This window comes from Methanomassiliicoccales archaeon LGM-DZ1 (assembly GCA_030168595.1).
Classification (GTDB): Archaea; Thermoplasmatota; Thermoplasmata; order Methanomassiliicoccales; family Methanomethylophilaceae; genus Methanomethylophilus.
In genome coordinates, this window is the sequence record CP115556.1 from 1,206,081 (window position 1) to 1,230,898 (window position 24,818).

The 24,818-nt window shown below is 63.3% G+C and carries 23 protein-coding genes and 1 pseudogene; 22 read left to right on the forward strand and 2 right to left on the reverse strand.

From position 1 onward, the window contains the following. Positions 1-322: 322 nt before the first annotated feature. From O8W32_05880 to O8W32_05920, 9 genes are all read left to right on the forward strand, one after another. Complete coding sequence (locus O8W32_05880) at positions 323-3,775, forward strand: hypothetical protein (protein ID WII08701.1); 3,453 nt, start codon at positions 323-325, stop codon at positions 3,773-3,775. A 59-nt stretch (positions 3,776-3,834) separates the two neighbouring features. Further along, complete coding sequence (locus tag O8W32_05885; protein ID WII08702.1) at positions 3,835-4,002, forward strand: hypothetical protein; 168 nt, start codon at positions 3,835-3,837, stop codon at positions 4,000-4,002. 135 nt (positions 4,003-4,137) lie between these two features. After that, on the forward strand, positions 4,138-4,410 hold the full coding sequence (locus O8W32_05890; protein WII08703.1) for a transcription factor S: 273 nt from the start codon (positions 4,138-4,140) through the stop codon (positions 4,408-4,410). A gap of 37 nt (positions 4,411-4,447) precedes the next feature. Beyond that, positions 4,448-5,185, forward strand: a complete 738-nt coding sequence (locus tag O8W32_05895) for a DNA polymerase sliding clamp (GenBank protein WII08704.1) — start codon at positions 4,448-4,450, stop codon at positions 5,183-5,185. A 4-nt stretch (positions 5,186-5,189) separates the two neighbouring features. Further along, the gene (locus O8W32_05900; GenBank protein WII08705.1) at positions 5,190-6,017 is read left to right on the forward strand and encodes a transketolase; all 828 of its coding nucleotides are present in this window, start codon (positions 5,190-5,192) and stop codon (positions 6,015-6,017) included. Next, on the forward strand, positions 6,014-6,958 hold the full coding sequence (locus O8W32_05905; GenBank protein ID WII08706.1) for a transketolase family protein: 945 nt from the start codon (positions 6,014-6,016) through the stop codon (positions 6,956-6,958). Before O8W32_05900 ends, O8W32_05905 begins: the two co-directional genes overlap by 4 nt. A 4-nt stretch (positions 6,959-6,962) precedes the next feature. Next, positions 6,963-7,619 (forward strand): fructose-6-phosphate aldolase, encoded by a 657-nt coding sequence (fsa, locus tag O8W32_05910; GenBank protein WII08707.1) that lies wholly within the window; start codon positions 6,963-6,965, stop codon positions 7,617-7,619. A 6-nt stretch (positions 7,620-7,625) separates the two neighbouring features. Then, positions 7,626-8,771, forward strand: coding sequence for an NAD(P)/FAD-dependent oxidoreductase (locus O8W32_05915; GenBank protein ID WII08708.1), 1,146 nt, complete (start codon positions 7,626-7,628; stop codon positions 8,769-8,771). After that, positions 8,768-9,826, forward strand: coding sequence for a class I SAM-dependent methyltransferase family protein (locus O8W32_05920; GenBank protein ID WII08709.1), 1,059 nt, complete (start codon positions 8,768-8,770; stop codon positions 9,824-9,826). The genes O8W32_05915 and O8W32_05920 overlap by 4 nt, the downstream gene beginning before the upstream one ends. Here O8W32_05920 and O8W32_05925 read toward each other — a convergent pair. Next, positions 9,804-11,306: a hypothetical protein gene (locus O8W32_05925; GenBank protein ID WII08710.1), complete on the reverse strand. Its 1,503-nt coding sequence runs from the start codon at positions 11,304-11,306 to the stop codon at positions 9,804-9,806. The genes O8W32_05920 and O8W32_05925 overlap by 23 nt on opposite strands. 176 nt (positions 11,307-11,482) lie before the next feature. Here O8W32_05925 and O8W32_05930 point away from each other — a divergent pair. From O8W32_05930 to O8W32_05970, 9 genes and pseudogenes are all read left to right on the forward strand, one after another. Beyond that, positions 11,483-12,289, forward strand: a pseudogene (locus O8W32_05930) (ribose 1,5-bisphosphate isomerase). Between the two features lie 124 nt (positions 12,290-12,413). Further along, entirely contained in the window at positions 12,414-13,664 is a 1,251-nt protein-coding gene (locus O8W32_05935; GenBank protein ID WII08711.1) for a RuBisCO large subunit C-terminal-like domain-containing protein, read from the forward strand. Continuing rightward, the gene (locus O8W32_05940) at positions 13,649-15,175 is read left to right on the forward strand and encodes an AMP phosphorylase (protein WII08712.1); all 1,527 of its coding nucleotides are present in this window, start codon (positions 13,649-13,651) and stop codon (positions 15,173-15,175) included. The genes O8W32_05935 and O8W32_05940 overlap by 16 nt, the downstream gene beginning before the upstream one ends. Continuing rightward, on the forward strand, positions 15,172-16,011 hold the full coding sequence (locus O8W32_05945) for a polysaccharide deacetylase family protein (GenBank protein ID WII08713.1): 840 nt from the start codon (positions 15,172-15,174) through the stop codon (positions 16,009-16,011). Before O8W32_05940 ends, O8W32_05945 begins: the two co-directional genes overlap by 4 nt. A 93-nt stretch (positions 16,012-16,104) precedes the next feature. Beyond that, a complete protein-coding gene (locus O8W32_05950) occupies positions 16,105-16,986 on the forward strand; it encodes a bifunctional 5,10-methylene-tetrahydrofolate dehydrogenase/5,10-methylene-tetrahydrofolate cyclohydrolase (protein ID WII08714.1) in 882 nt (293 codons plus the stop codon). Beyond that, positions 16,983-17,645, forward strand: coding sequence for an RNA 2'-phosphotransferase (locus O8W32_05955; GenBank protein WII10048.1), 663 nt, complete (start codon positions 16,983-16,985; stop codon positions 17,643-17,645). The genes O8W32_05950 and O8W32_05955 overlap by 4 nt, the downstream gene beginning before the upstream one ends. Position 17,646: 1 nt before the next feature. Beyond that, a complete protein-coding gene (locus tag O8W32_05960) occupies positions 17,647-18,609 on the forward strand; it encodes a DUF1743 domain-containing protein (GenBank protein WII08715.1) in 963 nt (320 codons plus the stop codon). A 93-nt stretch (positions 18,610-18,702) separates the two neighbouring features. Beyond that, positions 18,703-19,401, forward strand: a complete 699-nt coding sequence (uppS, locus tag O8W32_05965) for a polyprenyl diphosphate synthase (GenBank protein ID WII08716.1) — start codon at positions 18,703-18,705, stop codon at positions 19,399-19,401. Then, positions 19,379-21,139, forward strand: coding sequence for a TIGR04190 family B12-binding domain/radical SAM domain protein (locus O8W32_05970; GenBank protein WII08717.1), 1,761 nt, complete (start codon positions 19,379-19,381; stop codon positions 21,137-21,139). Before uppS ends, O8W32_05970 begins: the two co-directional genes overlap by 23 nt. 77 nt (positions 21,140-21,216) lie before the next feature. Here the strand turns inward: O8W32_05970 and proC are convergent, their stop codons facing one another. Beyond that, the gene (proC, locus tag O8W32_05975; protein ID WII08718.1) at positions 21,217-22,023 is read right to left on the reverse strand and encodes a pyrroline-5-carboxylate reductase; all 807 of its coding nucleotides are present in this window, start codon (positions 22,021-22,023) and stop codon (positions 21,217-21,219) included. A gap of 154 nt (positions 22,024-22,177) precedes the next feature. Here proC and O8W32_05980 point away from each other — a divergent pair, with 154 nt between their 5' ends. From O8W32_05980 to O8W32_05995, 4 genes are read left to right on the forward strand one after another with little or no spacing between them, the layout of a single operon-like run. Further along, positions 22,178-22,540: an NADH-quinone oxidoreductase subunit A gene (locus O8W32_05980; protein WII08719.1), complete on the forward strand. Its 363-nt coding sequence runs from the start codon at positions 22,178-22,180 to the stop codon at positions 22,538-22,540. Further along, positions 22,531-23,094 (forward strand): NADH-quinone oxidoreductase subunit NuoB, encoded by a 564-nt coding sequence (gene nuoB, locus O8W32_05985; GenBank protein ID WII08720.1) that lies wholly within the window; start codon positions 22,531-22,533, stop codon positions 23,092-23,094. The genes O8W32_05980 and nuoB overlap by 10 nt, the downstream gene beginning before the upstream one ends. A gap of 9 nt (positions 23,095-23,103) precedes the next feature. Beyond that, entirely contained in the window at positions 23,104-23,586 is a 483-nt protein-coding gene (locus O8W32_05990; GenBank protein ID WII08721.1) for an NADH-quinone oxidoreductase subunit C, read from the forward strand. After that, complete coding sequence (locus O8W32_05995) at positions 23,586-24,818, forward strand: NADH-quinone oxidoreductase subunit D (GenBank protein WII08722.1); 1,233 nt, start codon at positions 23,586-23,588, stop codon at positions 24,816-24,818. Before O8W32_05990 ends, O8W32_05995 begins: the two co-directional genes overlap by 1 nt.

Sequence of the window (24,818 nt, forward strand, 5' to 3'; positions counted from 1 at the left end):
CGGGATGAGCGCATGACGGAGGCCTTCCGGTCTCTCACACGGCGCCATGGCCGGCGCCGATACAGTTCGGTTATCGGCTTATCCTATATTTATCTAAGGAATAGGAAACGCGCGCGCGGGACTCTGTCGCAGCGGCTTCCGCCAGGGCGGGCATGAGGCACGTCTGGCTGGAATCGATAAGTGCCAGATGACGGAATATGCCAGCACTTCGCGGGATACAATAGCCAGACGTCGGAAAGGGGGATGGACGGGCGCTCCGGGACCGTCCCTCCCCCGGTCTTTTTGATGAAACCATTATAAGTCTCGATTGTACTGTCTGGGTATGAACGGGTGCACAAAAGGCGCGGCATGGCTTTCCATCCTTGCCGGGCTGATATTCATTCTGGCAATCGCCCTTGCAGAACTGGACGATATGCAGGTTTCGTCGGTCGCAGCGGCCGACTTCTATGACGACTACGAGATTTACGGCATATTCGCAGGCGCGATAGCCCTCATCGCCGGCTTCGTCGGCGTGTACGGCGGCGTACGCGAGAATAGAGGTTTCATCTCGGCCGCCAATTTCTTCGTGGCCTGCCTGGGAGCGCTCATCCTGGCGACCGCGTACGGCACCATCGAGATGGGAGACAAGGTCGAGTTCTTCGTGAGGATGATCCTCATCGTCGCCACCGTCGTGGCCCTTGCCTACTTCGCATACTACAAGAGATGGGTCGCTTCCATCATCTTCATCCTCATGGTCGTTGCATCCGTGGCCTTCCTCGGCAACGACTTCAACGGGGACCACATGGACATCTTTGGCTACAAGTTCCCGCTGTTCGCTTTCGATTCCGATCTGATGCTCCTCGGGTTCTCCGCCCTCTATATGGTGTTCATCGGCATCTTCACCCTCATCATCGAGAGGACCCTCACCAGCGTCGCCTTCGCGACCGAGGACCAGGGACAGGCCGAGGCCGAGGAGGCAGTCGCCGTCGAGGCGGCCGCTCCCGCCGCATCCGCCGAGGACATCGCTTCCAAGGCCGCCGAGGAGAAGGAGGCCAAGCAGAAGGCTGTCATCGCCGATGCCGTGAAGGCCAATGAGGACGCCGCCGCCCAGAGGGCAGCGGCCGTCAAGGCTGCCGAGGAGGCCGAGGCCAAGCAGAAGGCCGATGAGGAGGCCGCCGCGAAGGCTGCCCAGGAAGAAGAGGCCAGGAAGCAGGCCGAGGCTGAAGCTGCGGCTGCCAAGGCCGCTGAGGAAGAGGCCCGCAAGAAGGCCGAGGAAGAGGCCGCGGCCAAAGCTGCCCAGGAAGAGGAGGACAGGAAGGCCCAGAACATCGCCAGGATTGCGGAGCTCGAGCGCGAGAACGCGGAGCTCAGGGACCAGATCGCCGCCAAGACCGCCGCGGCAGACCAGGCTGCGGCCGAGAACGAGCAGGCAGAGAAGCAGATCGAGGATCTGAAGGCAGAGATCGCCGCGGCCGATGAGAAGGCCGAGAAGCAGGCTGAGCAGAAGGCAGCCGCCGACGAAGAGGCCGGGAATCAGATCGCGGACCTGAAGGCCGAGAACGAGAAGCTCAGGCAGGAGCTCAGAGAGGCCAGGAAGGAACAGGCCGAGGCCGAGACCAATGCCAAGGAGAACGAGCAGAAGGCACTTTATGCATCCGCTAAGTGCCAGGACGTCCAGGCGAAACTGGATGCCGCGGTCTCCGAGAACGAGGGGCTCAGGAAGCAGGCCGAGGCCGCCGCCGGCAAGGCGGAGGACGGGGCCGCCCTGAAGGCTCAGCTCGAGGAGGCCAAGAAGTACCAGGCGGCGGCCGAGGCCAATGCCAAGGACAATGAGCAGACCAGGATGGCCGCCGAGCAGAAGGCCTTCGATGCCTCTGCTCAGTACCAGAGCGCCCAGGAGAAGCTGGACGCTGCCATGGCCGAGAACGAGAAGCTGAAGCAGGACCTTGAAGAGGCCCAGAAGGCCGCCGGTCAGGCCGAGGACGCGGACGCTCTGAAGGCGCAGCTCGAGGAGGCCAGGAAGTACCAGGCCGCCGCAGAGGACAATGCCAAGGAGAACGAGCAGACCAGGATGGCCGCCGAGCAGAAAGCGTTCGAAGCTTCCACCAAGTACCAGAGCGCCCAGGAACAGCTGGACGCCGCTACGGCTGAGAATGAGAAGCTGAAGCAGGAGCTCGAGGAGGCCAAGAAGGCCGCTGAGGGAGCCGCTGTCGCAGACAACCTCAAGATCCAGCTCGACGACGCCAAGAGGTACCAGGCCGCCGCCGAGGACAACGCCAAGGAGAACGAGCAGACCAGGATGGCCGCCGAGCAGAAGGCCTTCGACCTCTCTGCCCAGTATCAGAACTCCCAGGAGCAGCTCGCGGCCGCGAAGGCGGAGAATGAGAAGCTGAAGCAGGAGCTCGAGGAGGCCCAGAAGGCCGCCGGTCAGGCCGAGGAAGCGGAGGTGCTCAAGGCCCAGCTCGAAGAGGCCAAGAGGAACCAGGCAGCTGCCGAAGCCAACGCGAAGAACAGCGAGCAGAAGGTCTCGGACACTGCCGCCCAGTACCAGAGCGCCCAGGAACGCCTTTCCGTCGCTCTGGCCGACAACGAGATGCTCAAGCACCAGGTCGAGGAGGCCAGGAAGAACCAGGCCGCCGCTGAAGCCGCTGCCAAGGAGAACGAGCAGGCCAAGGCCGACGCCGAGCAGAAGGCCTCCGACTCCGCTGCTCAGTACCAGGCTGTCCAGGAGAAGCTGGACGCCGTCCTCGCCGAGGATGAGGCGCTGAAGCAGGAGATTGAGAAGGTCAGCAGGGAGAACGAGCAGGCCAAGGCCGACGCCGAGCAGAAGGCCTCCGACTCCGCTGCTCAGTACCAGAGCGCCCAGGAGCAGCTTGCATCCGCTAAGGCGGAGAATGAGAAGCTCGCGCAGGACCTCGAAGAGGCCAGGAAGAACCAGGCCGCTGCTGAGTCGAATGCCAAGGAGAACGAACAGGCCAAGGCGGATGCCGAGCAGAAGGCTTCGGACTCTGCTGCTCAGTACCAGCATGCCCTGGAGCAGCTCGCTGTCGTGAACGCGGAGAACGGGAAGCTCAGGCAGGAGCTCGACGAGGCCAAGGCGGCGCCTGTGAAGGCCGCCGACGATCTGAAGGCCCAGCTCGAGGAGGCCAGGAAGTATCAGGCCAATGCCGAGGCCAACGCCAAGGAGAACGAGCAGGTCAGGATGGTGGCCGAGCAGAGGGCATACGATGCCGAGAAGAGGATCGAGGCCCTCCAGGAGGAGAACGCTGAGCTGAAGGTCAGGATCGAGAACGCGGAGAACGCCAAGGAAGCGGCCCCTGCCCCGGCACCGACCATCTCCATCAGCGCGATGTCCGCTCCGGCCTACACTCCGGCCCAGGCCGCCGCCCCGGCGGCCGTCCCCGAGCAGCCCCAGACGTTCGAGGAGCCTGCCGAGGAAGAGGAGGGATTCGACAAGGATGCCGCCCTCAGTGCGCTCGGCATCGAGCCCGAGACCCCCGAGACCTTCGTCCGCAGGGCTTCCTGGAACAAGGGCCTCAGGTGCAGGCGCGACTACGGGAAGTACAAGATCCCCGTGGCCTTCGTCAAGGGCAAGGTCGCCGTCTTCATCGACGGCGATGAGCCTGTGACCTCGAAGGACGAGCCTCTCGCAAGGGAAGGCTGGACTGTCTTCCACTTCGCCGCTTCGGACATCACCGACGGAGAAGCGCAGGCGACCGTGATCGATGAGGCCGTCAAGGCGAACATCAAGGCCTCCAAGAAGCCCAAGCGCAAGACCGCTGCGAAGAAGAACTGAGAGCGGCCGAGGGGGCCGGTGTCCGGCCCCCCGGCAAACTCCTTACGGAGCATTTTTTCATGGACGGAACAGAAGATCGCCGCGATAAGGAACGCCGCGCCGACGGCATCACCACCGATACCGTAGCGGAGGCTCCCGAGGCATCGGGGGAGAGTCCGTTCAAAGCCATTATGAAAAGGGAAAAGGCCCTGTCGGAGAGCAAATCCGCCCGCCGCGGATCCGATTGAACGGCATATCCAGGTTCCGCCGCGCCCCTCCGTCATCGGGTCCCAGCGCCCCCTTAATAATATTAAATATCGGCACCACTTAGGGTCGGGCGATAGAGGCTGATAAGTTTGTTCTGCCCTAAATGCGGCTCGATGATGTTCCCCAAGGATGGAAAGTACAAGTGCACCTGCGGATACGAAGAGGAGACCGCCGGCAAAGCACAGGTCTACAAGACCAACTCCCAGGACAAGGAGATGACCGTCATCAGCGACACAGATGCCACCCTCCCGAAGACCCGCATCACCTGCCCTGAGTGCGGTCACACCGAGGCATACTATGTCATCAGGCAGACCAGGGCGGCGGATGAGTCCCCCACCAGGTTCTACCGCTGCTGCAAGTGCAACCACACGTGGAGAGAGTACAGCTGATCTTTCCTCCACAGCCTCAGGTACAAGGTGAGATAGGATGTTCAAAGCGGAGATCAAATCAGAGACTCTGAAAGGCATTGTTTACGTCATCTCGACCCTGGTGGACGAGGTGAAGTTCTCCATCAGGCCCGACTCGGTGACGCTCAAAGCGATCGACCCGGCGCACGTCGCCATGTCGGAGATAACGGTCAGCAGCAGGGCCTTCCTCTCGTTCTCCGCCGACGAGTCCGAGATCGGCCTCGACCTCGACAAGGTGAAGTCCGTCCTGAAACTGGCGGGCCCCGGCGACATGGTGTTCCTCGAGCACGATCCCGACCAGGGAAGGCTCATCTTCAGGATCGGCAACATCACCAGGCGCATGAGCCTGGTCGACACCGCCTCCATGAGCAACCCCAAGATCCCCGAGATCAACACCTCTGCTGACGTGACCCTCAAGGTCGACAGCCTCAAGAAAGGCATCAGCGCTTCTGAATCGATCTCCGACCACATCTCGCTGGAGGCATCTCCCGACGGGTTCAGGCTGGCATGCGAGGGGGACACCGATATGGCCGACCTCTACATACCCAAGAGCGACCTCGACGGGCTGAAATGCGAGAGCAAGGTCGTTTCCAAGTATCCTCTCGATTACTTCTCCAACATCGTCAAGGTCATACCTGCCGGAACGATAGTCACGATCAAACTCGACAACGATTACCCTATGGAGCTCCTTTTCAAGCTGGCCGAGGGGACCGCCGACGTGCTGTACCTCCTTGCCCCGAGGATAGAGAGCGAGTGATAGCATGGCGATGTCCGTAGCAGACCTCGAGGACGTTGCCAGGCGCATCCGTATAGACATCATCGAGATGACGACGGCCGCGGGTTCCGGGCACCCGGGGGGATCGCTCTCCTCGGCCGATCTCCTGGCCGCATTGTACTTCCGCATCATGAAGATCGATCCCGCCGACCCCTACGCGGACGGCAGGGACCGTTTCATTCTCTCCAAGGGCCATGCTGCTCCCGCCCTGTACTCGGCGCTTGCCGAGAGGGGGTACTTCCCCGTCGAGGAGCTCAAGACCCTCCGCCGGCTGGGATCCAGGCTCCAGGGCCATCCCGCATACCGCGATGTCCCGGGCGTAGAGGTGACCACCGGGTCCCTCGGCCAGGGGCTGAGCATGGCCTGCGGCATCGCCCTCGCCGCCAAGATGGACGGCAAGGACTACCGGACTTACTGCCTCCTCGGCGACGGGGAGCTCCAGGAGGGCCAGAACTGGGAGGCTGCCATGTTCGCCCGCAAATACGGGCTGAACAACCTCACCGCCTTCGTCGACAGGAACCGCCTGCAGATCTGCGGGAACACCGAGGAGGTCATGCCCCTGGACCCGCTCCCGGAGAAGTTCCGCGCTTTCGGATGGAACGTCATAATAATCGACGGCAACGACATGAGGCAGATCATAGACGCCTGCGAGAAGGCCGCCGCATCGAAGAAGAACCCGACGGTCGTCATCATGAAGACCATCAAAGGGAAAGGGGTCTCGTTCATGGAGAACAACGCCGACTTCCACGGCAAGACCTGCACGCCCGAGCAGTATGCACAGGCCATGAAGGAGCTCAGGGGTGAGGCGCAATGACCGGAGAGCGTCTGGCACAGCGCGATTACTACGGCAAGGCGCTTGCGGACCTGGCGCCGTCCAGGCCCGACATCGTGGTCATGGACGCCGACCTCGCCGGCTCCACCAAGACCTCGTCCTTCAAGGCCGTCGCTCCCGAAAGGTTCGTGGAGGTAGGCATCGCCGAGGCCAACATGATCGGCGTCGCGGCGGGCCTGGCGGTCTCCGGGAAGACCGTCTTCGCCTCCACCTTCGGGGTCTTCGCCAGCGGGAGATGCTGGGAGCAGATCAGGATGGCCGTGGCCTACCCCTGCCTCAACGTCAAGGTCGTTGCCACCCACTGCGGGCTCTCCGTGGGCCCCGACGGGGCGACCCATCAGGCCCTGGAGGACATAGTCCTGATGCGCGCCCTTCCCAACATGACGGTGGTCGTCCCCGCCGATGCCAACGAGGCCTACGCGGCCACTCTGGCACTTGCAGACTTCAAGGGTCCCGCCTACATGAGGATGGGACGCTCGAAATTCCCGGTCATAACCCCCGCAGGCCAGACCTTCGAGATCGGGAAGGCTTCCGTCATGAGGGAGGGCTCCGACGTCACCATCGTCGCCTGCGGGCAGCTGGTCGTCTCCGCTCTGGAGGCGGCCGACAAGCTCGCCGCTTCCGGGGTCTCGGCAGAGGTCATCAACATGTCCACGGTCAAGCCCCTGGACGGCGAGACCCTGCTCAGGTCCGTCCGCAAGACCGGCGCGGCCGTCACCGCGGAGGAGCACAGCATCATCGGCGGGCTAGGCTCCGCCGTGTGCGAGTTCCTCTCGGAGAACCTGCCTGTGCCGGTCTGCAGGGTGGGCACCAAGGACATCTTCGGAGAGTCCGGGGAAGCCGACGAACTGCTGGTCAAGTACGGCCTGACCGCCGACGGCATCGCCGATGCCGCCGTGAAGGCCGTTTCCAAGAAGAAGTGATACCATGAAGATCTTCATAGACACCGCGAACCTCGATATGATCAAAGAGATCAACAGCTGGGGGATACTCGACGGAGTTACCACCAACCCCAGCCTCGTTGCCAAGGAGAACACCGATACCCCGACCCGCGTGAAGGAGATCGCCAAGATCCTCGGCGACCGCCCCGTATCCGCCGAGGTCATGGCCGTCGACCACGAGGGCATGATCAAGGAGGGCGAGAAGCTCCACGCCATCGCCTCCAACGTGAACGTCAAGCTGCCCATGTGCATCGAGTCCCTCAAAGCCACCAAAGCGCTGTCCGAGGAGGGCATCGATGTCAACATGACCCTGATTTTCGACCCCCTGCAGGCGCTCATGGCCGCCAAGGCCGGCGCCAGGTACGTGTCCCCCTTCATCGGGAGGCTGGACGACATCGGGGCCCACGGAGTGGACATGCTCTCGGAGACCGTGCAGATCATCCACCAGTATGGCTACGACACCGAGATCATCGCCGCCTCCATCAGGCATCCGACCCACGTCCTCGATGCGGCGGAGATGGGATGCGACATCGCCACCATCCCCTACGACATCCTCAAGAAGATGGTGGCCCACCCCAAGACCGACGAGGGCATCGCCAAGTTCAAGGCCGACTACGAGAAGGTAAACGGACCCTCCCAGTGAGGTGCCATGTCAGGGATCACCGTCGTCGGCGGGGGACCTGCAGGGTCCATGTCCGCCATGTACCTCGCGGCATCCGGCCGCGATGTCACGGTGATCGAGGAGCACAGGGAGAGCGGGAAACCGGTGCATTGCGCCGGGATGCTCTCCCCGGAGACGGTCAGGATGTCCGGGGTCAGCCCCGACATCCTGGGGTCCGCGAACTCCGCGGACGTCGTATTCCCCAACGGGAAAGTTCTTTCCATCGGGCGCCGGGCGCCCATGGTGTATTTCGTCGACCGTGCCGACCTCGACCGCAGGATGGCCGAGAGGGCCATGGATTCCGGCGCCGAGTTCAGGTACGGGATCAAGTGCCGGAAGGTGGAGGTATCCCGCGATTACGCCCTGGTGCAGACCAACCAGGGGGACATGCGCTCCGACATCGTGGTGGGGGCCGACGGCTTCCGCTCCGTGGTATCGGACTCCATCCCCGGCAATGAGCCCAGGGAGCTCCTGACCGGGGCGCAGTACGATATCGAATACCGCATGGAGGACCAGAACAGGATAGTCCTCAGGATGGGCAGCGAGGTCGCCCCCGGGTTCTTCTCGTGGCAGATCCCCATGGGCGACACCACCCGTCTGGGTCTCTGCATATCCGCGCAGGGTTCGGCGCCGGATTACCTCAGGCACCTCATGAAGATCTCCGGCATGGAGGACCGCAGGATCATCGCCCGCTACGGCGGATGCATCCCCATCGGCAGGAAGACCAGCCATGCGGACAGGATCATGCTCATCGGCGATGCCGCCGGGCAGGTCAAGCCCGTCTCCGGCGGAGGGCTCAACCCCATCTTCAGGGCCGCGCCGTACGTCAGGGATGCGGTCGATAGGGCGTACGGGATCGGGCTGTTCTCGGCCTCAGTCATGTCCCTCTACGAGGCAGGCTGGAGGAAGGAGCTGTCCCGCGAGCTCTCCCGCGGCGAGAGGATGAGGAAGTACTTCCTGAAGTTCTCCGACGCGGAGATGAACCTCGTCGGGCAGCTGTTCGACACCCCGGCCATCCGCGAAAAGCTGGGCATGATCGATTTCGACGACCCGAGCGCCATCGTCCGCCCCATCCTGGCGGAGAAAGGCGTCAAGTCCGGGTTCCTGAAGATCAGGCTCAGGGGAAAGCTATGAGGAAGGTCCTCCAGGCGAAGGTCCCCTCGGACAGGGCCTCCGACATCATACCCAGGCTGTTCTCTTCGGGCATCGCGGACCCAGGCGCCCGCATCACGGGAGGGCAGGGGTTCAGGCTGGTCCCTATCAAGGAGGGGAGGCTCGCCGACGCGGAATCGATGGGGCTGGAGATCCTCTCCGGGGACGCCTATTCCGAGGCATCGCGTCCCCCCATGGAGAGGATCCGCGAGGCCCTGTCCGATCTTCCCGCTTACGACCTGGCACGTCTGCCGGAGAAATGGGAGAGGGCAGGCTCGGCGGTGACGATCAAGCTGGGCCCCAGCCTGTTCCAGTACGGGGAGAGGATCGGGAAGGCCTACGCCGAGGCCCTGGGCGCCGGATCCGTTCTTGCCGACGTCTCCGGTGTCTCCGGCGAGTTCAGGCTGCCGGATATGCGCCTCCTTTACGGGGAAGGCGGGGAGTCCGTCAAGACCGAGAACGGCATCAGGTACAGCTACGACGTCACCAAGGTGATGTTCGCCTCCGGGAACCTGGAGGAGAGGCGCCGCATGGAGCGCCTGGACTGCGCCGGGGAGACGGTCGTGGACATGTTCTGCGGCATAGGCTACTTCACGCTCCCGATAGCCAGGTTCGCCGGCGCCCGCTGCGTCCTGGCCTGCGAGAAGAACCCGGACTCCTATCGTTTCCTGCTCGAGAACATCAAACTCAACGGCGTGGAAGGCACGGTCATACCCATGCTCGGGGACAACCGCGCCATACCCGGGGCGCATTTCGCCGACAGGATCCTCATGGGATATGTGCAGACGACCTCGGAGTTCCTGCCGAAGGCCAAAGAACTGGCCAAGCCGGGGTGCATCATCCACTACCATGACACCTTCCCGGTAGGCTCCCAGGAGGAGCGTGTGCGCAGGATATTCTCGGAGGTCTTCGGGGAGGACGGGTACGAGGTACTCGGCATCCGCGAGGTCAAGTCGTTCGCGCCGTCGGTCTCACATTATGTCGCCGACGTCCGCGTCCGGCGATCGGCGCGGCTCAGACCTTCTCGCCGCAGCTGAGCGCCATCAGCAGCGTGTTCATGTCCTCGCGGTACTTCTCGCCGGAGGCCCCGATCACCTGCTTTATGAACGGCACCAGGAACTCGGCGAACTCCTTCTCGTCCTTGGAGAACGTCTGGGGCACCGAGCCTCCGCAGGCGAGCGCGAAGCCGGCGGCCAGCCCCTTGGACTTGGAATCCCTCATGGGGATCCCGGCCGCGGTCTCCTCCACCATCGTCAGCCCCCCGACCTTCGCCGCCTTGGCCAGGGAATCGGCCGCCTGGGTCATCGGCCCGGGGCGGCGGAAGGCCGGCAGGTCCTCGATGACGTCCTTGGAAATGAACGCCCTGCGGGCCTCGGCGATGGCGTCGGCCGCAGGCAGCCTGGGCATCTCCGAGTACCTCTCGGCGAACTCGGCGGAGGTGGCGGCCGCTATGAGGCCCTTCCAATCCGCGCTCCAGAGCCCGGCGACCGCCTCGGAGGCCTTCCCGCTTTTGATGACCACGGACCTGGGGTTCCCGGAGAGGAAGCTCTTCAGGAGCTCCTTCTCCCCGTCGGTGCCGGAGAGGCCGGAGATGAACGAGTCCAGGTCCGAGCCGTAGTTCCTGTCCCCGGAGATGAGGGTCAGCGAACCGCTGGACGCCAGGTCGGAGAGGTCGCTCCTCCGGACGGATTCGATCAGTGCCCGGTCGGTGGTCTTGCCGAGCATGTACTGCTTCAGCTGGTCGCCGGTGACGGCATGCTTCCCGTCGCTGCCCTCAGAGTGGTACTTGCTCTGGACCCAGACCGAGATGTCGTCCAGGGGGTCCTCGGCGGAGAGCCTGGACACGATGTAGGCGAGCGTGGAGACATCCTTGGCGCAGTCCGAGCATATGTGGATGGTGCATCCGCAGGACTTCACGCCGATGTTCAGCGAGACGTTGCCCTCATGGCCGCAGTCGATCCCGTCGCCGTCGAATTTGTAGGGGGTCTCCCACCAGGTGTCGTAGAGGTAGTCCTCCGGCATGTTGGGGGCATCGGAGCAGACGGACTTGTCCCCCCAGGAGTAGAGGTGGAGGCCCTGCTTCTTGATCAGGCCGTTGTAATAGAGCAGCCTCAGCTTCGGGTCGTCGTAGTGCTGGCACCCGATGAGCAGGGGGGCCGGCACCGTCCCCCTGACCACGTACGGCACCCTCTGGCCGCCGATGACGGCCGTGGCCATAAGCGGGACCTTCCCGGCGGCCGCGACGGATATGGTGCCGGCGTAGGCCTTGGCCATGCTGTCGAGGCCCTTAGAGGCCATCTTGATGAGCGCCTGCTCGTCGCCGCGGTACTTCGCGTATTTGTCGATGTCCTTGAACACCTTGTCGAAGACGCATTTCCTGCAGTTCCCGGCGCAGAGGGGCCTGAGGAGCCCGGGGTTGTCGGCCAGGTCCTTAGCGCGCCCTATCACATCGTCCTCCAGTCTCTTGGAAGGCTGCTTGACGCCTCTGATGTGCAGGCGCTTGTTCTTCTCTGCCATGCTGCCTGCATCGGAAGACGCACGTAAAAACAATATGACTGCATCCAGGGGCAATTGCGGCCAGGACCATCTGCACAGGCGGCCGCAGGCGCGTTTCCCAGCCTATATTTACGTCCTAGGCCGATACGGTGGGCGTGAAAGACATCATATCCGCCACGGCGGACGATATACGGAGCATGCGCGTCCGCGGAGCCGGGCGCATCGCCCGCGCCGGGGCCAATGCCCTGGCCGATTATGCGGAGTCGTACCAGGGCCCCGACCTGGGGTCGTTCAGGGAGGACATCTCCAAAGCGGCCGATATCCTTCTGGGGTCGAGGCCCACGGCGGTCTCGCTGTGGAACGGCGTGCACGCCACCATCCGGGACGTCGATTCCGCATCCGACCTCGCGGACGCCCGGCAGTCGGTCATCGACAACGGGAGGCGCTTCGCCGAGGATTCCGAGAAGGCGGTCGAGGCCATCGCCAAGTTCGGCGCCAAGAGGATCAAGGACGGCGACGTCCTGATGACCCACTGCAACAGCAGCGCGGCCATAGGCGTGATCGCCGAGGCCATCCGCCAGGGGAAGGACGTCAAGGTGTACGCGACGGAATCCCGCCCGTGGAGGCAGGGGATCCTGACCGTCCGCGACCTGAAGAACGCAGGGGCGGAGGATGTCACCCTCATCATCGACAGCGCGGTCAGGACCGTGATGCAGAAGGTCGACCGCGTCTTCGTCGGCGCGGATACCGTCACCTCGTCCGGGACGCTGATCAACAAGATCGGCACGTCCCAGGTGGCGATGGCGGCCGCCGAGGCGAGGGCGGAGTTCAACGTGTGCGCAGAGACCTACAAGTTCTCGCCCAAGACTCTCTTCGGCGACGCTGTGACCATCGAGGAGAGGGACATCGGGGAGATCGTCCGCCCGGGGGAGATCCCCGAGGGAGTGAAGGTCTTCAACCCGGTGTTCGACACCACTCCTGCGAAGTACATAGACAGCATCATCACCGAGATAGGGATCATGTCCCCCGGCTCGGTGTACGGTGTCATGGCCGAACAGCTGGGCGGGGCGCTGCGGAAGCAGCGATGCCGGCAGAGGCGAAACGATCGATCAATAAAGAGGTGCCAGAATGGAATCTTACAAATCTTACAGCTATCTCGACCTCGGGGCCGAACTCGACCCCGAAGGGTATGTGTTCGCGACCTACCGTGTGACCACGGACCTCCCGATGGAGAAGGCGGCCGAAGCAGTGGCCGCCGAGCAGTCGACCGGGACTTGGACGGGGCTGTCCACCCTCAAAGACGACGTCTTCGAGAAATACGCCGGCAGGGTGACCTCCATCGAGGGGGACAGGATCGTCATCGCCTTCCCCGTGGATGATTTCTCCGGCAGGTACGGCGGCGTCCCGCAGATCCTCTCGGTGATCGCCGGCAACCTCTTCGGGCTGGCGGCCGTGAAGGGCATCAGGCTGGAGGACGCCGTGTTCCCCCAGAAGTTCCTGAAGGAGCACTTCAAAGGTCCGAAGTTCGGGAGCGAGGGCATGAGGAAGATGCTGCAGAGGCCCGAGAAGCCCTTGGTCGGCACCATCGTGAAGCCCAAGATCGGGCTGTCGCCCGAGGACACCGCCAAATACGTCTACGAAGCGGGGGTCGGCGGGCTCACCAACGGCAAGGACGACGAGACCCTCGTCGACCAGACCTTCTGCCCGATCGAGGCCAGGACCAAGGCGGTCGCCGAGGCCCTGGACAGGGTCGATGAGGAAGGCGGGCACATGATGCACGCCATCAACATCAGCTCCAACGCGGACGACATCGTCGGCCTGGCCGAGGACGTGCAGTCCTGGGGCGCCAGGGAGATAATGGTCGATGTCCTGACCAGCGGGTTCGGAGCCCTGCAAGCGGTCGCCGAGGACCCCAAGATCAAGGTGCCCATCCACGTCCACCGGACCATGCATGCGGCCATCACCAAGGACCCGCTCAACGGGGTGGCGATGAATGTCTTCGCGGAACTGGTCAGGATGTGCGGCGGGGACGCCCTCCATATCGGGACCCTCGGGGTCGGGAAGATGGAAGGGGACATCGCCGGCGGCAGGAAGAGCCTGGAGGCGTGCAGGGGCGATGAGCTCCCGTTCAGGAAGGTCATGCCGGTCTGCTCCGGCGGGATGTTCCCCGGGATAGTCCCGGATGTGATCGCGGCCACCGGGAACGAGGTGCAGATCCAGGCAGGAGGCGGCGTGGCCGGCCATCCCGGAGGGGTCCGTGCCGGTGCGGCCGCAATGTGCCAGGCAGTGGATGCGGCCTTCTCGGGCGTGCCTCTGGCGGAATACGCCGCGGACCATGCAGAACTCCGCGAAGCCCTTGCGAAGTGGGGATCGAGATGAAGCTGAAGGTCAAGCAGGTCGACGTCATGGCCGGCGTCATGGCCGCCGGCATGGACCCCAAGGACTGCGCGGTCGTCGGCGTCAAGGACGGGGACCGCGTGAGGATCTCCGGCCCCAAGGACTCGATCGCGGTCATCCTGATGGTGTCAGACGAGTTCATCTCCCCCGGGACCGTGCTCCTCTCGGCCTCGGTCATCGCCCGCATCGGCGCCGCCGACGGGGGCGAGGTGGACGTGTCCTATTCGCCCAGCCCGGAGAGCGTGCGCACCATACGCCGGAAGATGGACCGCCAGAAGCTCAGCGAGACCGAGATCCGCGCGGTGGTCAACGACATCTACTCGGGCAGCCTCTCCAACATCGAGATCTCCAGCTGGCTCACCGCCCTGTACATCAACGGGATGGACATCGACGAGATCGCCGCCTTCGCGCGGGCCATGGTGGACACCGGGGACGTCATCAGGTTCGACAAGGGCCCGGTGTACGACTTCCACAGCATGGGAGGCGTCCCCGGGAACAAGATCACCCCCATCGTGGTGTCCATCTGCGCCGCGGCGGGACTGATGATCCCCAAAACATCATCCCGCGCCATCAGCAGCGCCTGCGGGACATCCGACTTCGTGGAGACCTTCTGCAACATCGAGGTGTCCGCCGAGAAGCTCAAGGAGATCGGGGAGACCGTCGGCGGGGCGTTCGTATGGGGAGGGGCCATGAACATCGCTCCCGTGGACGACATCGTCATCAAGGTCGAGCATCCGCTGGGCATCAACCCCCGCGCCCAGATGCTGGCATCCATACTCAGCAAGAAGCTCGCCATCGGCGCGAAGTACCTCCTGGTCGACATACCCACAGGGGCCGGCACCAAGGTCCCGACGCTGGACGATGCGAGGGCCTACGCCCGCGACTTCATGGACCTGGGGGAGAAGCTCGGCATGCACATCGAGTGCGCCATAACCTACGGCGACCAGCCCGTCGGCTCCGCCATCGGCCCCAACCTGGAGGCCAGGGAGTGCATACGCATCCTGGAGGGCGCGGAGCATCCCTCGTCCGTCATCGAGAAGGCGTGCGAATGCGCCGGCATCCTGCTGGAGATGGCAGGGTTCCAGAACGGGGAGGAGAAGGCGGCCGAGCTGCTCAGGAGCGGGGCGGCCCACAAGAAGTTCATGGAGATCGTCCAGGCCCAGGGCGGCAGGCCCGACCTGAAGGCCGACGACCTCGTCCCCGGGAAGTACACTGCTGACATAGCCTCCGACAAGGCCGGGTACGTGCACTCGCTCAACAACAAGGACCTGGTCGCCGTGGCCAAGGCCCTCGGGGCCCCCAACGACAAGGGCGCCGGCCTGCTGATCCTCAAGAAGAAGGGCCAGAGGGTGGAGAAGGGCGAGGTGCTCTTCAGCCTTTACGCCGACAACGAGGCGAAGCTCGCCCGCGGCAGGGAGCTGGCCATGAGGTACGCTCCGGTGGACATCGAGGGGATGCTCATCAAAAGGGTCGCCTCGATGCAGGCGAGATGAAGCTCGTCTTCACCGTGGACCTCGACCGCGACGCGAACATCGAGGTCCCGGGGCAGACCGAGGCGGGATCGGCCGACCGGGGGGAGGGCACCGCCCCGAGGTTCTCGTCCTCGGGATGGGCCCTGGCCCGCTACGCCGACATGCTCGACAGCATCGGCATGCCGGCTGCCTTCTTCTGCGAGGGCCGCACGGCCGAGGCCCTGAAGGACGAGATGGGATGCCTGGACCGTTTCGAGCTGGGCATCCACGGGTACGACCACGAGAACCTGACGCACCGCATCCCGAGGGCGGAGGCGGCCGCCGCCGTGAGGCACGGGTTCGATGCGGTGAAGGACGTCACGGGCAGGACGCCCTCGGCGTTCCGCGCCCCGTACATGCATCAGCCCAAGGCCGTCGCGGCGTTCCTGAGGGACACCGGGACGGGGATACTCACCGATTCGTCGATGTACGCCTCCGGGCCAGGGTCCTTCCCGTTCGCGCTCCCCGGCTATGTTGCCGAGGTCCCGGTGACAGAAGGCACGGGACCGGAGGGCGGGGCCATGTCCGGGTATTTCTGGGCGATGCATGAAGGCAAGCGCCCCCCGGAGGACTACTCCTTCCTGGCGAAGAGCGTTCCGGAGGACGGCACCCTGGTGCTCGCGGACCATGTCTGGCACATACGTGAGTCCCGTGCTTCCGGCGTCCGTTCGGATGAGGATTCCCAGAAGGAGCTGGACTTCGTGTCCGAAGTCCTCCGCGCGCTGATGGATGCGGGCGCTGAGCCGGAAACCCTTTCCGATGCGGCCTCGGACGCCTACATGAACCCCGGCCCCTCGGACGGCGCGGACTCCGAATGACAGCGTGGTATGCGAACGTCCGGCAGGCCTGCCGCCGGGCATGCGCGCGTGCCTGCGCTAACTTCTTAACGGGCGCGCGTATAGGCGGATGGGATGACCGCCAAACTGATCCTCGGGAAGGAGGTTTCCGAGAGCATTTATGCGGACCTCCGTGTCCGGATCGCAGCCCTCAAGAACCGCGGGATCGAGCCGACCATCGCGCTCATCGCCGTCGGGGACGACCCCGCGTCGAAGGTCTACCTGCGCACGAAGAACCGGAAGTGCGAGGAGCTCGGCATCAGGGCGGTCAACTACACCTATCCGTCATCTGCCTCCGAGGAGGAGGTGCTGGGGCGCATCATGAAGCTGAACGACGACCGTTCGGTGCACGGCATCCTCGTCCAGCTGCCCCTGCCCCCGGGGTTCGAAGAGAGGTACGTCCTCGATTCGATCTCCCCGGACAAGGACATCGACTGCTTCCATCCGGTCAACGTCGGCCACATGTTCATCGGAGACCCCCATTTCCTGCCGGCGACGGCCGGAGGCATCCAGCAGATGCTGATACACTGCGGGATCGAGACCAGCGGGAAGCATGTCGTCATCGTGGGCAGGAGCAACATCGTCGGCAAGCCGATGGCCGCCATCCTGATGCAGAACAGGGACTACGCCAATTCCACCGTTACCGTGCTGCATTCCCGCTCCGAGTGCCTTAGAGAGATGACAAGGAGCGCGGACATCCTCATCTGCGCCGTCGGGAAGCCCAATTTCATAACCGCGGACATGGTCAAGGAAGGCGCCGTCGTCATCGATGTCGGCACCAACAGGGTGCCTGACCCGTCTTCCCCCAAGGGCACGAAGCTGGTGGGCGATGTCGATTTCGATGCCGTGAAGGAGAAGGCATCGTACATCACCCCGGTTCCCGGCGGGGTGGGCCCGATGACCGTCTGCATGCTGATGGCCAACACGGTGAAGGCCGCGGAGGGGCAGTGGCGATGATATCGGAGTGCCGCGAGCACGGCCCGTTCCGCGGGGACTCCTGCCCCGTCTGCGGGGCCGAGGGCCGCCTGGTCCTGAGCGATATCGAGACGGACCGTCTCGGGAGGCTCATGGCGGCCGTGCTCAGGCACGGGAAGTACGGCCTGGAGATGTCGCCCGACGGCTATGTGTCGGCAGACGACATCGCCGCGGCCGCCAGGGGCGGGGGCCGCATGGGCTGGCTCACCGGCAGGCATTTCCTGGCCATCGCCGCCACCGACCCTCGCGGGCGCTACCAGGTGCTGGGGGACCGCATCAGGGCCACCTACGGGCACACGATCGACGTGGACCTCAGGCTCCCGTCCGAGGGCGTCCCGCCCATCCTATACTATCCGGTGTCCGAAGAGGAGGAGGCCGCAGTCCTGGAGACGGGGATCATGCCGACCGGCAGGGCCAGGGTGCACCTGTCCTCCACCCCGGAAGAGGCGATGGCGGCCGGAAAGGTCCGCCTGGGCGGAGGGAAGGTGCTGCTGCTGGAGATCGACCCCGCGGCATGCGCCGCCGCCGGCTTCCCGGTCGGGAAGGCATCGGACACGGTATGCACTTGCGACAGGGTCCCGCCGGAATGCCTGAAGGCATCGGACGAAGGGCCGTCCGGAAATAACGAAGGAACTGATTGAGATGGTTACAGTACTCACGCCAGATCAGGTAAGAGCGAAATACGGTCCCCTCTTCAACAGGGGTTTCCTCACCATAGTGGACGAGAAAGCAGGGAAGGCCAGGATCATCGAGTCCTGCATGGCCCGCGGCCCGGGGGAATGGGACGTCTGCAACCGCAGGCGCACCGGCGGGATGATCGAGAACATCCGCATGGAGGGCACGGTCATCACCATGGACGTGGGGATCGGCGAGAAGGACCTCAGGTTCGGCCCTGTCTCCGCCGACCTCGGCGGCCAGGGGCTCCGCGCCGTGAAGATCGAAGGGGACGAGGTCCGCACCACCTGGTACGGCATCGCCGGGGCCTCGGTGGGCATCGGGGCCTGCCTGCCCCAGTCCAAGGACGTCATCCGCACCGAGTACCCGGACGATTTCAAGATCGGGGGCGGCCACACCGCCCACGTCGACATCATCACCCCCAAGCTGGTCCGCGTCGTCATAGGCGTCGACGACACCGACACCAAGGAGAAAGGGGCCACATGGGCGTCCGCGCTGAAGATGGCGGTGAACACCCCCGTGGGGCACTTCATGGAGCACAAGATCATCCAGCTCAACCCCAGGTCCCCCACGAAGACGACCAACTGCTGCTCCACCGCGGTGTCCTTCGCCGTCAGGGAGGACGAGGTCCAGAAGCTCATCGAGTACTGCTACGGGTTCCTGAAGAAAGAGTCGGTCTCCGAGGACGCGGTCATGACGGTGTTCCAGGGGCTGGAGGTCCCGAAGGAGCTGACTTCCTGGGCATGGAGGTGCAAGACCGTCCTCGTCGACCGTTCCGAAGCGGTCGCCATGGCGGAGAAGCACGGGGTGCAGATCATAAGCATCACCGGCGAAGGCGGCACCATCGGCGCCGTGGCCGCCATCGGCTGCGCCGACCTGGGGCCGGAATGCGCCGGGGTCCCCGAGGATTTTCCGGACATAGTGCACTGAGGGGGAACGCGGACGGAAGTTCCGAAGATTGTCACCAAGCAGGTCTACTCCACCTACGAGAAGAAGCTGGAGGAGGAGATCAGGGGAGGCCCGATGCCGAACCACATCGGCATCATAATGGACGGCAACCGCAGGTATGCCAAGGAGTTCCTGGGCGACGACATAGATGAGGGCCACAGGGCCGGCGAGCGCAAGATCCGCGAGCTCCTGGACTGGTGCCTCGACCTCAAGATCCGCTACATAACGGTGTACGCGTTCTCCTCCGAGAACTTCTCCCGCGGGGAGGACGAGGTGTCGTTCCTTATGGGCATGGCGGCGGACTCCATCCGCGAGATCGCCGACGACGAGCGCATCGTGAAGAACCACGTCCGCATCCGCGTCCTCGGCAACCGCGAGCTCCTGCCGGAATCCGTCAGGGAGTCCATAGAGTACTGCGAATCGAAGACCGCCGCCTTCAGCGATTTCACCTTCAGCATATGCCTGGCCTACGGCGGCAGGCAGGAGATCATCAGCGCCGTCCAGAGCATAGCCAGGAAGGTGCAGGCGGGCGAGATATCCCCCGAGGACATCGACGAGGACATGCTGTCTCAGCACCTGTACACCTCCGACATCCCCGACCCGGACCTCATCCTGAGGACCAGCGGGGAGATAAGGATCTCCAACTTCCTCCTCTGGCAGCTGGCCTATTCGGAGCTCTACTTCACCGACATCTATTGGCCGGGTTTCAGGCGCATCGACCTGATGAGGGCCATCAGGTCGTACCAGGCACGTGTCCGGCGCTACGGGAGATGAGCATCTGGCACATTACGATGCCGTGATGCTCCACGCGCCGAGCGTGTACGATTTCCGGAAGAAACCGATATTCTACGGGCCTGTCAGCGACGTAATCCCCTCGTCCCCCGTCTTCGAGATGTACCCCATCGGGTTCATGACCATCTCGGCCCATCTGCAGAGAGCGGGCTTCAGGACCAGGATCGTCAACATCGCCAACCTGATGCTCTCCGATCCCAAGTTCGACGCGGAGAAGCGCATCGCCGGCCTCGACGCCGACGTCTATTTCATCGACCTCCATTGGATGCCCCATGCCCACGGGGCGCTGGAGCTCGCCAAGCTGGTCAAGAAGCACCATCCGGATGCGCGGACCGAGCTCGGAGGATTCACCTCCTCGTACTTCTGGAAAGAGCTGATCGAGCGCCCGGAGGTCGACCTGGTCATGCGCGGGGACGCCACCGAGGAGCCCACCGTCCGCATGATGGAGGCGCTGTCCGAGGGGAAGGACCTCTCCTCCGTCCCGAACCTCGTATGGAAGGATGCGGGCGGCGCTGTGCACGACAACGGCCTCACCTATGTGCCGGACGACCTGGACAGCGTCATATTCGACTACGGGGTCATGATAAAGGGCGTGATGCGGACCATGGACATCGCCGGGTCCCTGCCCTGGCGGACCTGGGCGCAGGTCCCCCTGACGTCCGTTTTCACTGTCCGCGGATGCTCCGTGGGGTGCGCCGAATGCGGAGGCTCCCGCTATGCCAACCAGAAGGTGTGCGGCCGGCATCATCCCGCCTTCCGCAGCCCGGAGAAGCTGGCGGAGGACATGGCAGGCATCTCGGATTACCTCAAGGCTCCGATATTCATCGTGGGGGACATCCGTCAGGCGGGCCCGGACTACCGTTCCCGTTTCCTGAAGGCCGTCAGGGAGGAGGATATCGACAACCATGTGGTCATCGAGCTGTTCGGCGGGGCCGGCAGGGATCATTTCAGCGAGATCGACAGGTCCTTCCCCGGAGGCTGGTCGATCGAGTTCTCCCCCGACTCGTACGACGAGGCGGTCCGCCTGGGCATGGGGAAGGGGTACACCAACGCCGCCATAGACAGCACGATCCCGGCGGCCTTCGCCTCGGGCTGCTCCCGGCTGGACCTGTTCTTCATGACCGGCCTCCCCCATCAGACCAGGGAGTCCGCTATAGGGACCGCCGAGGCCGCCGAGCACCTCTGGGGGCTGGTCGGGAAGGATGACGGGCTGTTCATCTACGATTCCCCCTTCGCGCCGTTCGTCGATCCCGGGAGCCGGGCGTTCGAGGAGCCGGAGAAATGGGGATACAGGCTCCGCGCGAGGACGCTGGAGGACCACAGGAAGCTGCTGGACAGCCCCTCGTGGAAGCTTGTGCTCTCTTACGAGACGGACTGCATGACGCGCGACGATATCGGAGAGGCTTCCTACGACGCCGCCGTGGTCCTGACCGATGCCGAATGCCGGTCCGGGAGGATAACGAAGGAGGAGGCCGATGCCAGGAACGCCCGTACCGAGACGGCCAGGGACATCATGCACCGCATCGACCGCATCATGGAGATCAAGGATCCGGCCGAGCGCGATTCCAAGCTCTGGGACATCAAGGAGGAAGGGGTCAGGATGATGGACAGCACCATCACCGACAAGAACGACCTTGATTGGCGCTCGGGCTCGGTCTGGAGCAACGTCCCGAGGATAGCCTACGGGCTCCTCAAGGGGCTGGTCCGCGGGAAGCGCTGAATCCCTGCCCCCGCGGGCCCATTGAAAAGATTTCAGATTTCTCGTGCCTGGCACATATGAGATTGACGGTGAGTTCCTCACTCTCTGCCCATCTCTATCGAGCGGGCGACGGTGGCGTCGATGCACTTCTCGGTCAGGCTATCGAGCCCGCCCTCGCGGAGCACCTTGACCCCTTCGATGGTGGTCCCGCCCGGAGAGCAGACGCCGTCGATGAGCGATTCCACCGACATCCCGGATTCGAGGATCATCTTCCCGGAGCCGATGAGGCTCTGGGCGACCAGGATCTTCGACTGCTCCTCGCTGAGGCCGTACTTGACCCCTGCTTTGATGATCGCGTCAGCGAACATATATATGAACGCGGGGGAACTTCCGGATACGCCGGTGACGGCATCGAGGTCGCTTTCCCTGACCTCCACTGCCTTGCCGGTGGCCTCGAGGATGCCTTTAACGATGCCCCTGTCCGCATCGGTGCATCCGGGGCCCATCACATACCCAGAAGCGCCCTCGAACACCAGGCAGCAGTGGTTGGGCATGACCCTGACGATCCTGCATCCCGGAGCGTATTTTGCCAGCGTCTTCATCTTCACGCCTGCTGCGATGCTGATGAGGAGGCTTCCCTCTTTCAGCTCCGTGCCCTCTTCGGCGAACAGGGGGCCGATGTTCTTCGGCTTCACGGCGAGCACGAACACGTCGGCCGAGCCCTCGAGCTCTTTGGCGGACCCGTACATGCTGATCCCGTACGTCTGGGACATGCGGTCGCGAGTGGCCTGCGTGGGGGCGCAGGCTGCGATCTCATCCTTTCTGTAGACCCCTTTGGAGAGGAGCCCTCCGATCATGGCCCCAGCCATCCTGCCGGCCCCGATGAAAGCGATCCTGTATGCCATGCCCTTCCCAGCGGTGCGCTTTCTTATAATATTTTCATGGATTCTTAAACGAATATTTAGAATAAATTAAATTCAATTATTAATTGCCATTTATAAAGGAAGTTGGCATTTCCCGCGTTCCTTATTATATACGTTGAAGGCATCGCGAAAACCAATGTCACTAGTCTTAAGCTACCTGCCATTACTATTCGTGGGGATTATTTCCCTCGGATTCGCGCCGTTGGCATGGCTGGTCTCCAGGCTCATCAGGCCTGCGAGGTCATCCAAGTGGACTGAGGAGACATATGAGTGCGGTTCCGTCCCGATCGGGGATACGCGCATCATGTTCAGGCTGCAGTACTACGCATTCGCTCTGATATTCGTGGTATTCGACCTCGTGGTCACGTTCCTTCTGATCTGGTCGGTGGCGTTCGACGGTCTGTCGGACGCGGCCACCTGCTACGTTCTCATATTCCTCGGCATCCTGCTGATGGGCGTTGTGTACTCTCTCAAGAAGGAGGAGAAAATATGGATATGAGCCTCTACCCCCACGCCGTCGCCATGAGCGCGGACGAGTTCATGAGCTGGTCCACAGCCATGATCAACGACCTCATGAGCTCCGGCACCAGGAGGACCATCGACAAGCTCACCGGACCTATCTGGTCCTGGGCCATGAAGAACTCGATGCACCCTCTGCACTGGGGGCTCGCCTGCTGCGCGCTTGAGATGTCCCAGGCGTCCGCTTCGCGTTTCGACGCGGAGAGGTACGGGATGATCTACAGGTCGTCGCCCAGGCAGACCGATATCCTTCTCGTCAACGGATGGATCTCCAAGAAGATCCGCCCGCATCTCAGGAGGCTCTGGGAGGAGATGCCTTCCCCGAAGTGGGCAGTCGCCATGGGCGAGTGCGCCATCTCCGGCGGGCCTTGGTATGACTCTTACAACACCGTCCAGGGTCTGGACCAGATTGTCCCGGTGGACCTTTACATCCCCGGATGCCCTGCCAGGCCTGATGCGATGATCGACGGGTTCATGCTCCTCCAGAAGAAGATTGACAGCTACTTCAGGCGCGGAGCCTTCCTCAAGAACTGAGGTGCGCAAATGGCTGCAGAACTACGCGAACATGATGACACGTGGGAGCCCGAGATCCAGAAAGGACTCGAGTCCAAGTTCCCCGGGCACATCCAGGTCACCAAGACCGAGGTGCGCAGGGTCTACGCGAAGACCGACCGCGAGAACATCCATGCTGTGTGCCAGTATCTTCATGACGAGCTGAACTTCGAGCACTGCTCGACCGTCATCGGCGTCGACCTGAAGGACCGCATGCAGGTGGTCTACCACATCAGCAATTATACCAACTACAAAGGAGAGGTCGTCGAGCTTACCATCGATGTTCCCAACGACGACCTGCACGTTCCTACCGTCTCTGACATCTGGGGCGGCGCGAACTGGCACGAGAGGGAGACCTGGGAGCTCTTCGGGATCGTATTCGACGGCCACCCGAAGCTCGAGAGGCTCCTCACTCCGGACACCTACGAGTTCTTCCCGTTCAGGAAGTCGTACAAGCTCAGGGGATGGGACTGATGGCATGGCTTAAGAAAGATGACAAGGAGATCCCCGTCGACAAAGAGGGGAAGCTCGATGCCGCCGCTATCGCGCAGGGCGCCCTCAAGGAAGAGGAGTCCAAAGCGATATTCCAGGCGGAGACCCAGAAGATGGACACCGACAAGATGTGGGTCATCATGGGCCCCCAGCACCCGTTCTCGCACGGGCTCTGGACCCTCAAGATCCAGGTCGACGGTGAGATGGTCACCGATGCCGAGCCCATCGTCGGATACCTTCACAGGGGATGGGAGAAAGAGGTCGAGAACAGGACCTACCCCAAGATCATCCCGATGGCGGACCGTCTCTGCTACGCCGCCTCGATGACCTATACCCACCTCTACTGCATGACCGTCGAGAAGGCCCTCGGCATCGAGGTGCCTGAGAAGGCGAAGTACATCAGGATAATCGCCGACGAGATCAACCGTCTCCAGTCCCACCTCATGTGGCTGGCGGCCATCGGAACCGATCTGGGTAACTACACCGGATTCCTCTGGGCCTCCAGGGAGAGGGAGTTCTGGATGGACATGAACATCAGGCTCTGCGGAGCCCGTATGACCACCAACTACCCCCGTATCGGCGGTGTCAGGAACGATACCACCGACATTTTCGACAGGGATATCATCAGGTGCTGCGACAGGTTCGACAAGGCCCTCTGGGACATGATCGGGCTTATCGACGACAACTCCACCTTCACCCACAGGCTCATCGGCAACGGTATCCTGACCAGGGAGAGGTGCGCGAACCTCGGCATCACCGGCGCCGCCGCAAGGGGTACCGGGATCGACTTCGATGTCCGCCGCGACGACCCCTACGACAACTACGACAAGATCGACTTCGATGTCCCCTGCCAGACCGCGGGAGATTCCTATTCCAGGTATCTCGTCAGGGTCGAGGAGATGTTCCAGGCGACCAGGATCATCAGGGAGGCCATGGAGAAGGTCAGGGAGCTCGGCAAGAACGCCCCCTACAGGCTCAAAGCGCCCACCAATGTTCCGGAAGGGAGGACCTTCTGCAGGATCGAGGACTGCCGCGGCGAGGCCGCCATGTACCTCGTGTCCGACGGCACCGACAAGCCCTATAGGCTTAAGGTGCGCAGCCCGATCTTCGTCAATGTGTCGGCATCGAAGGACCTCTGCACCGGGTGCAGGATCGCAGATGTGCCGGTCATCATGGCCCAGATAGACATGTGCCTCGGAGAGACGGACCGGTGA

Bases quoted from the DNA above. Each gene is read 5' to 3' on its own strand.
- O8W32_05880 (WII08701.1), top strand. From the start codon at position 323: ATGAACGGGTGCACAAAAGGCGCGGCATGGCTTTCCATCCTTGCCGGG.
- O8W32_05885 (WII08702.1), top strand. From the start codon at position 3,835: ATGGACGGAACAGAAGATCGCCGCGATAAGGAACGCCGCGCCGACGGC.
- O8W32_05890 (WII08703.1), top strand. From the start codon at position 4,138: ATGTTCCCCAAGGATGGAAAGTACAAGTGCACCTGCGGATACGAAGAG.
- O8W32_05895 (WII08704.1), top strand. From the start codon at position 4,448: ATGTTCAAAGCGGAGATCAAATCAGAGACTCTGAAAGGCATTGTTTAC.
- O8W32_05900 (WII08705.1), top strand. From the start codon at position 5,190: ATGGCGATGTCCGTAGCAGACCTCGAGGACGTTGCCAGGCGCATCCGT.
- O8W32_05905 (WII08706.1), top strand. From the start codon at position 6,014: ATGACCGGAGAGCGTCTGGCACAGCGCGATTACTACGGCAAGGCGCTT.
- fsa (WII08707.1), top strand. From the start codon at position 6,963: ATGAAGATCTTCATAGACACCGCGAACCTCGATATGATCAAAGAGATC.
- O8W32_05915 (WII08708.1), top strand. From the start codon at position 7,626: ATGTCAGGGATCACCGTCGTCGGCGGGGGACCTGCAGGGTCCATGTCC.
- O8W32_05920 (WII08709.1), top strand. From the start codon at position 8,768: ATGAGGAAGGTCCTCCAGGCGAAGGTCCCCTCGGACAGGGCCTCCGAC.
- O8W32_05925 (WII08710.1), bottom strand. From the start codon at position 11,306: ATGGCAGAGAAGAACAAGCGCCTGCACATCAGAGGCGTCAAGCAGCCT.
- O8W32_05935 (WII08711.1), top strand. From the start codon at position 12,414: ATGGAATCTTACAAATCTTACAGCTATCTCGACCTCGGGGCCGAACTC.
- O8W32_05945 (WII08713.1), top strand. From the start codon at position 15,172: ATGAAGCTCGTCTTCACCGTGGACCTCGACCGCGACGCGAACATCGAG.
- O8W32_05950 (WII08714.1), top strand. From the start codon at position 16,105: ATGACCGCCAAACTGATCCTCGGGAAGGAGGTTTCCGAGAGCATTTAT.
- O8W32_05955 (WII10048.1), top strand. From the start codon at position 16,983: ATGATATCGGAGTGCCGCGAGCACGGCCCGTTCCGCGGGGACTCCTGC.
- O8W32_05960 (WII08715.1), top strand. From the start codon at position 17,647: ATGGTTACAGTACTCACGCCAGATCAGGTAAGAGCGAAATACGGTCCC.
- uppS (WII08716.1), top strand. From the start codon at position 18,703: ATGCCGAACCACATCGGCATCATAATGGACGGCAACCGCAGGTATGCC.
- proC (WII08718.1), bottom strand. From the start codon at position 22,023: ATGGCATACAGGATCGCTTTCATCGGGGCCGGCAGGATGGCTGGGGCC.
- O8W32_05980 (WII08719.1), top strand. From the start codon at position 22,178: ATGTCACTAGTCTTAAGCTACCTGCCATTACTATTCGTGGGGATTATT.
- nuoB (WII08720.1), top strand. From the start codon at position 22,531: ATGGATATGAGCCTCTACCCCCACGCCGTCGCCATGAGCGCGGACGAG.
- O8W32_05990 (WII08721.1), top strand. From the start codon at position 23,104: ATGGCTGCAGAACTACGCGAACATGATGACACGTGGGAGCCCGAGATC.
- O8W32_05995 (WII08722.1), top strand. From the start codon at position 23,586: ATGGCATGGCTTAAGAAAGATGACAAGGAGATCCCCGTCGACAAAGAG.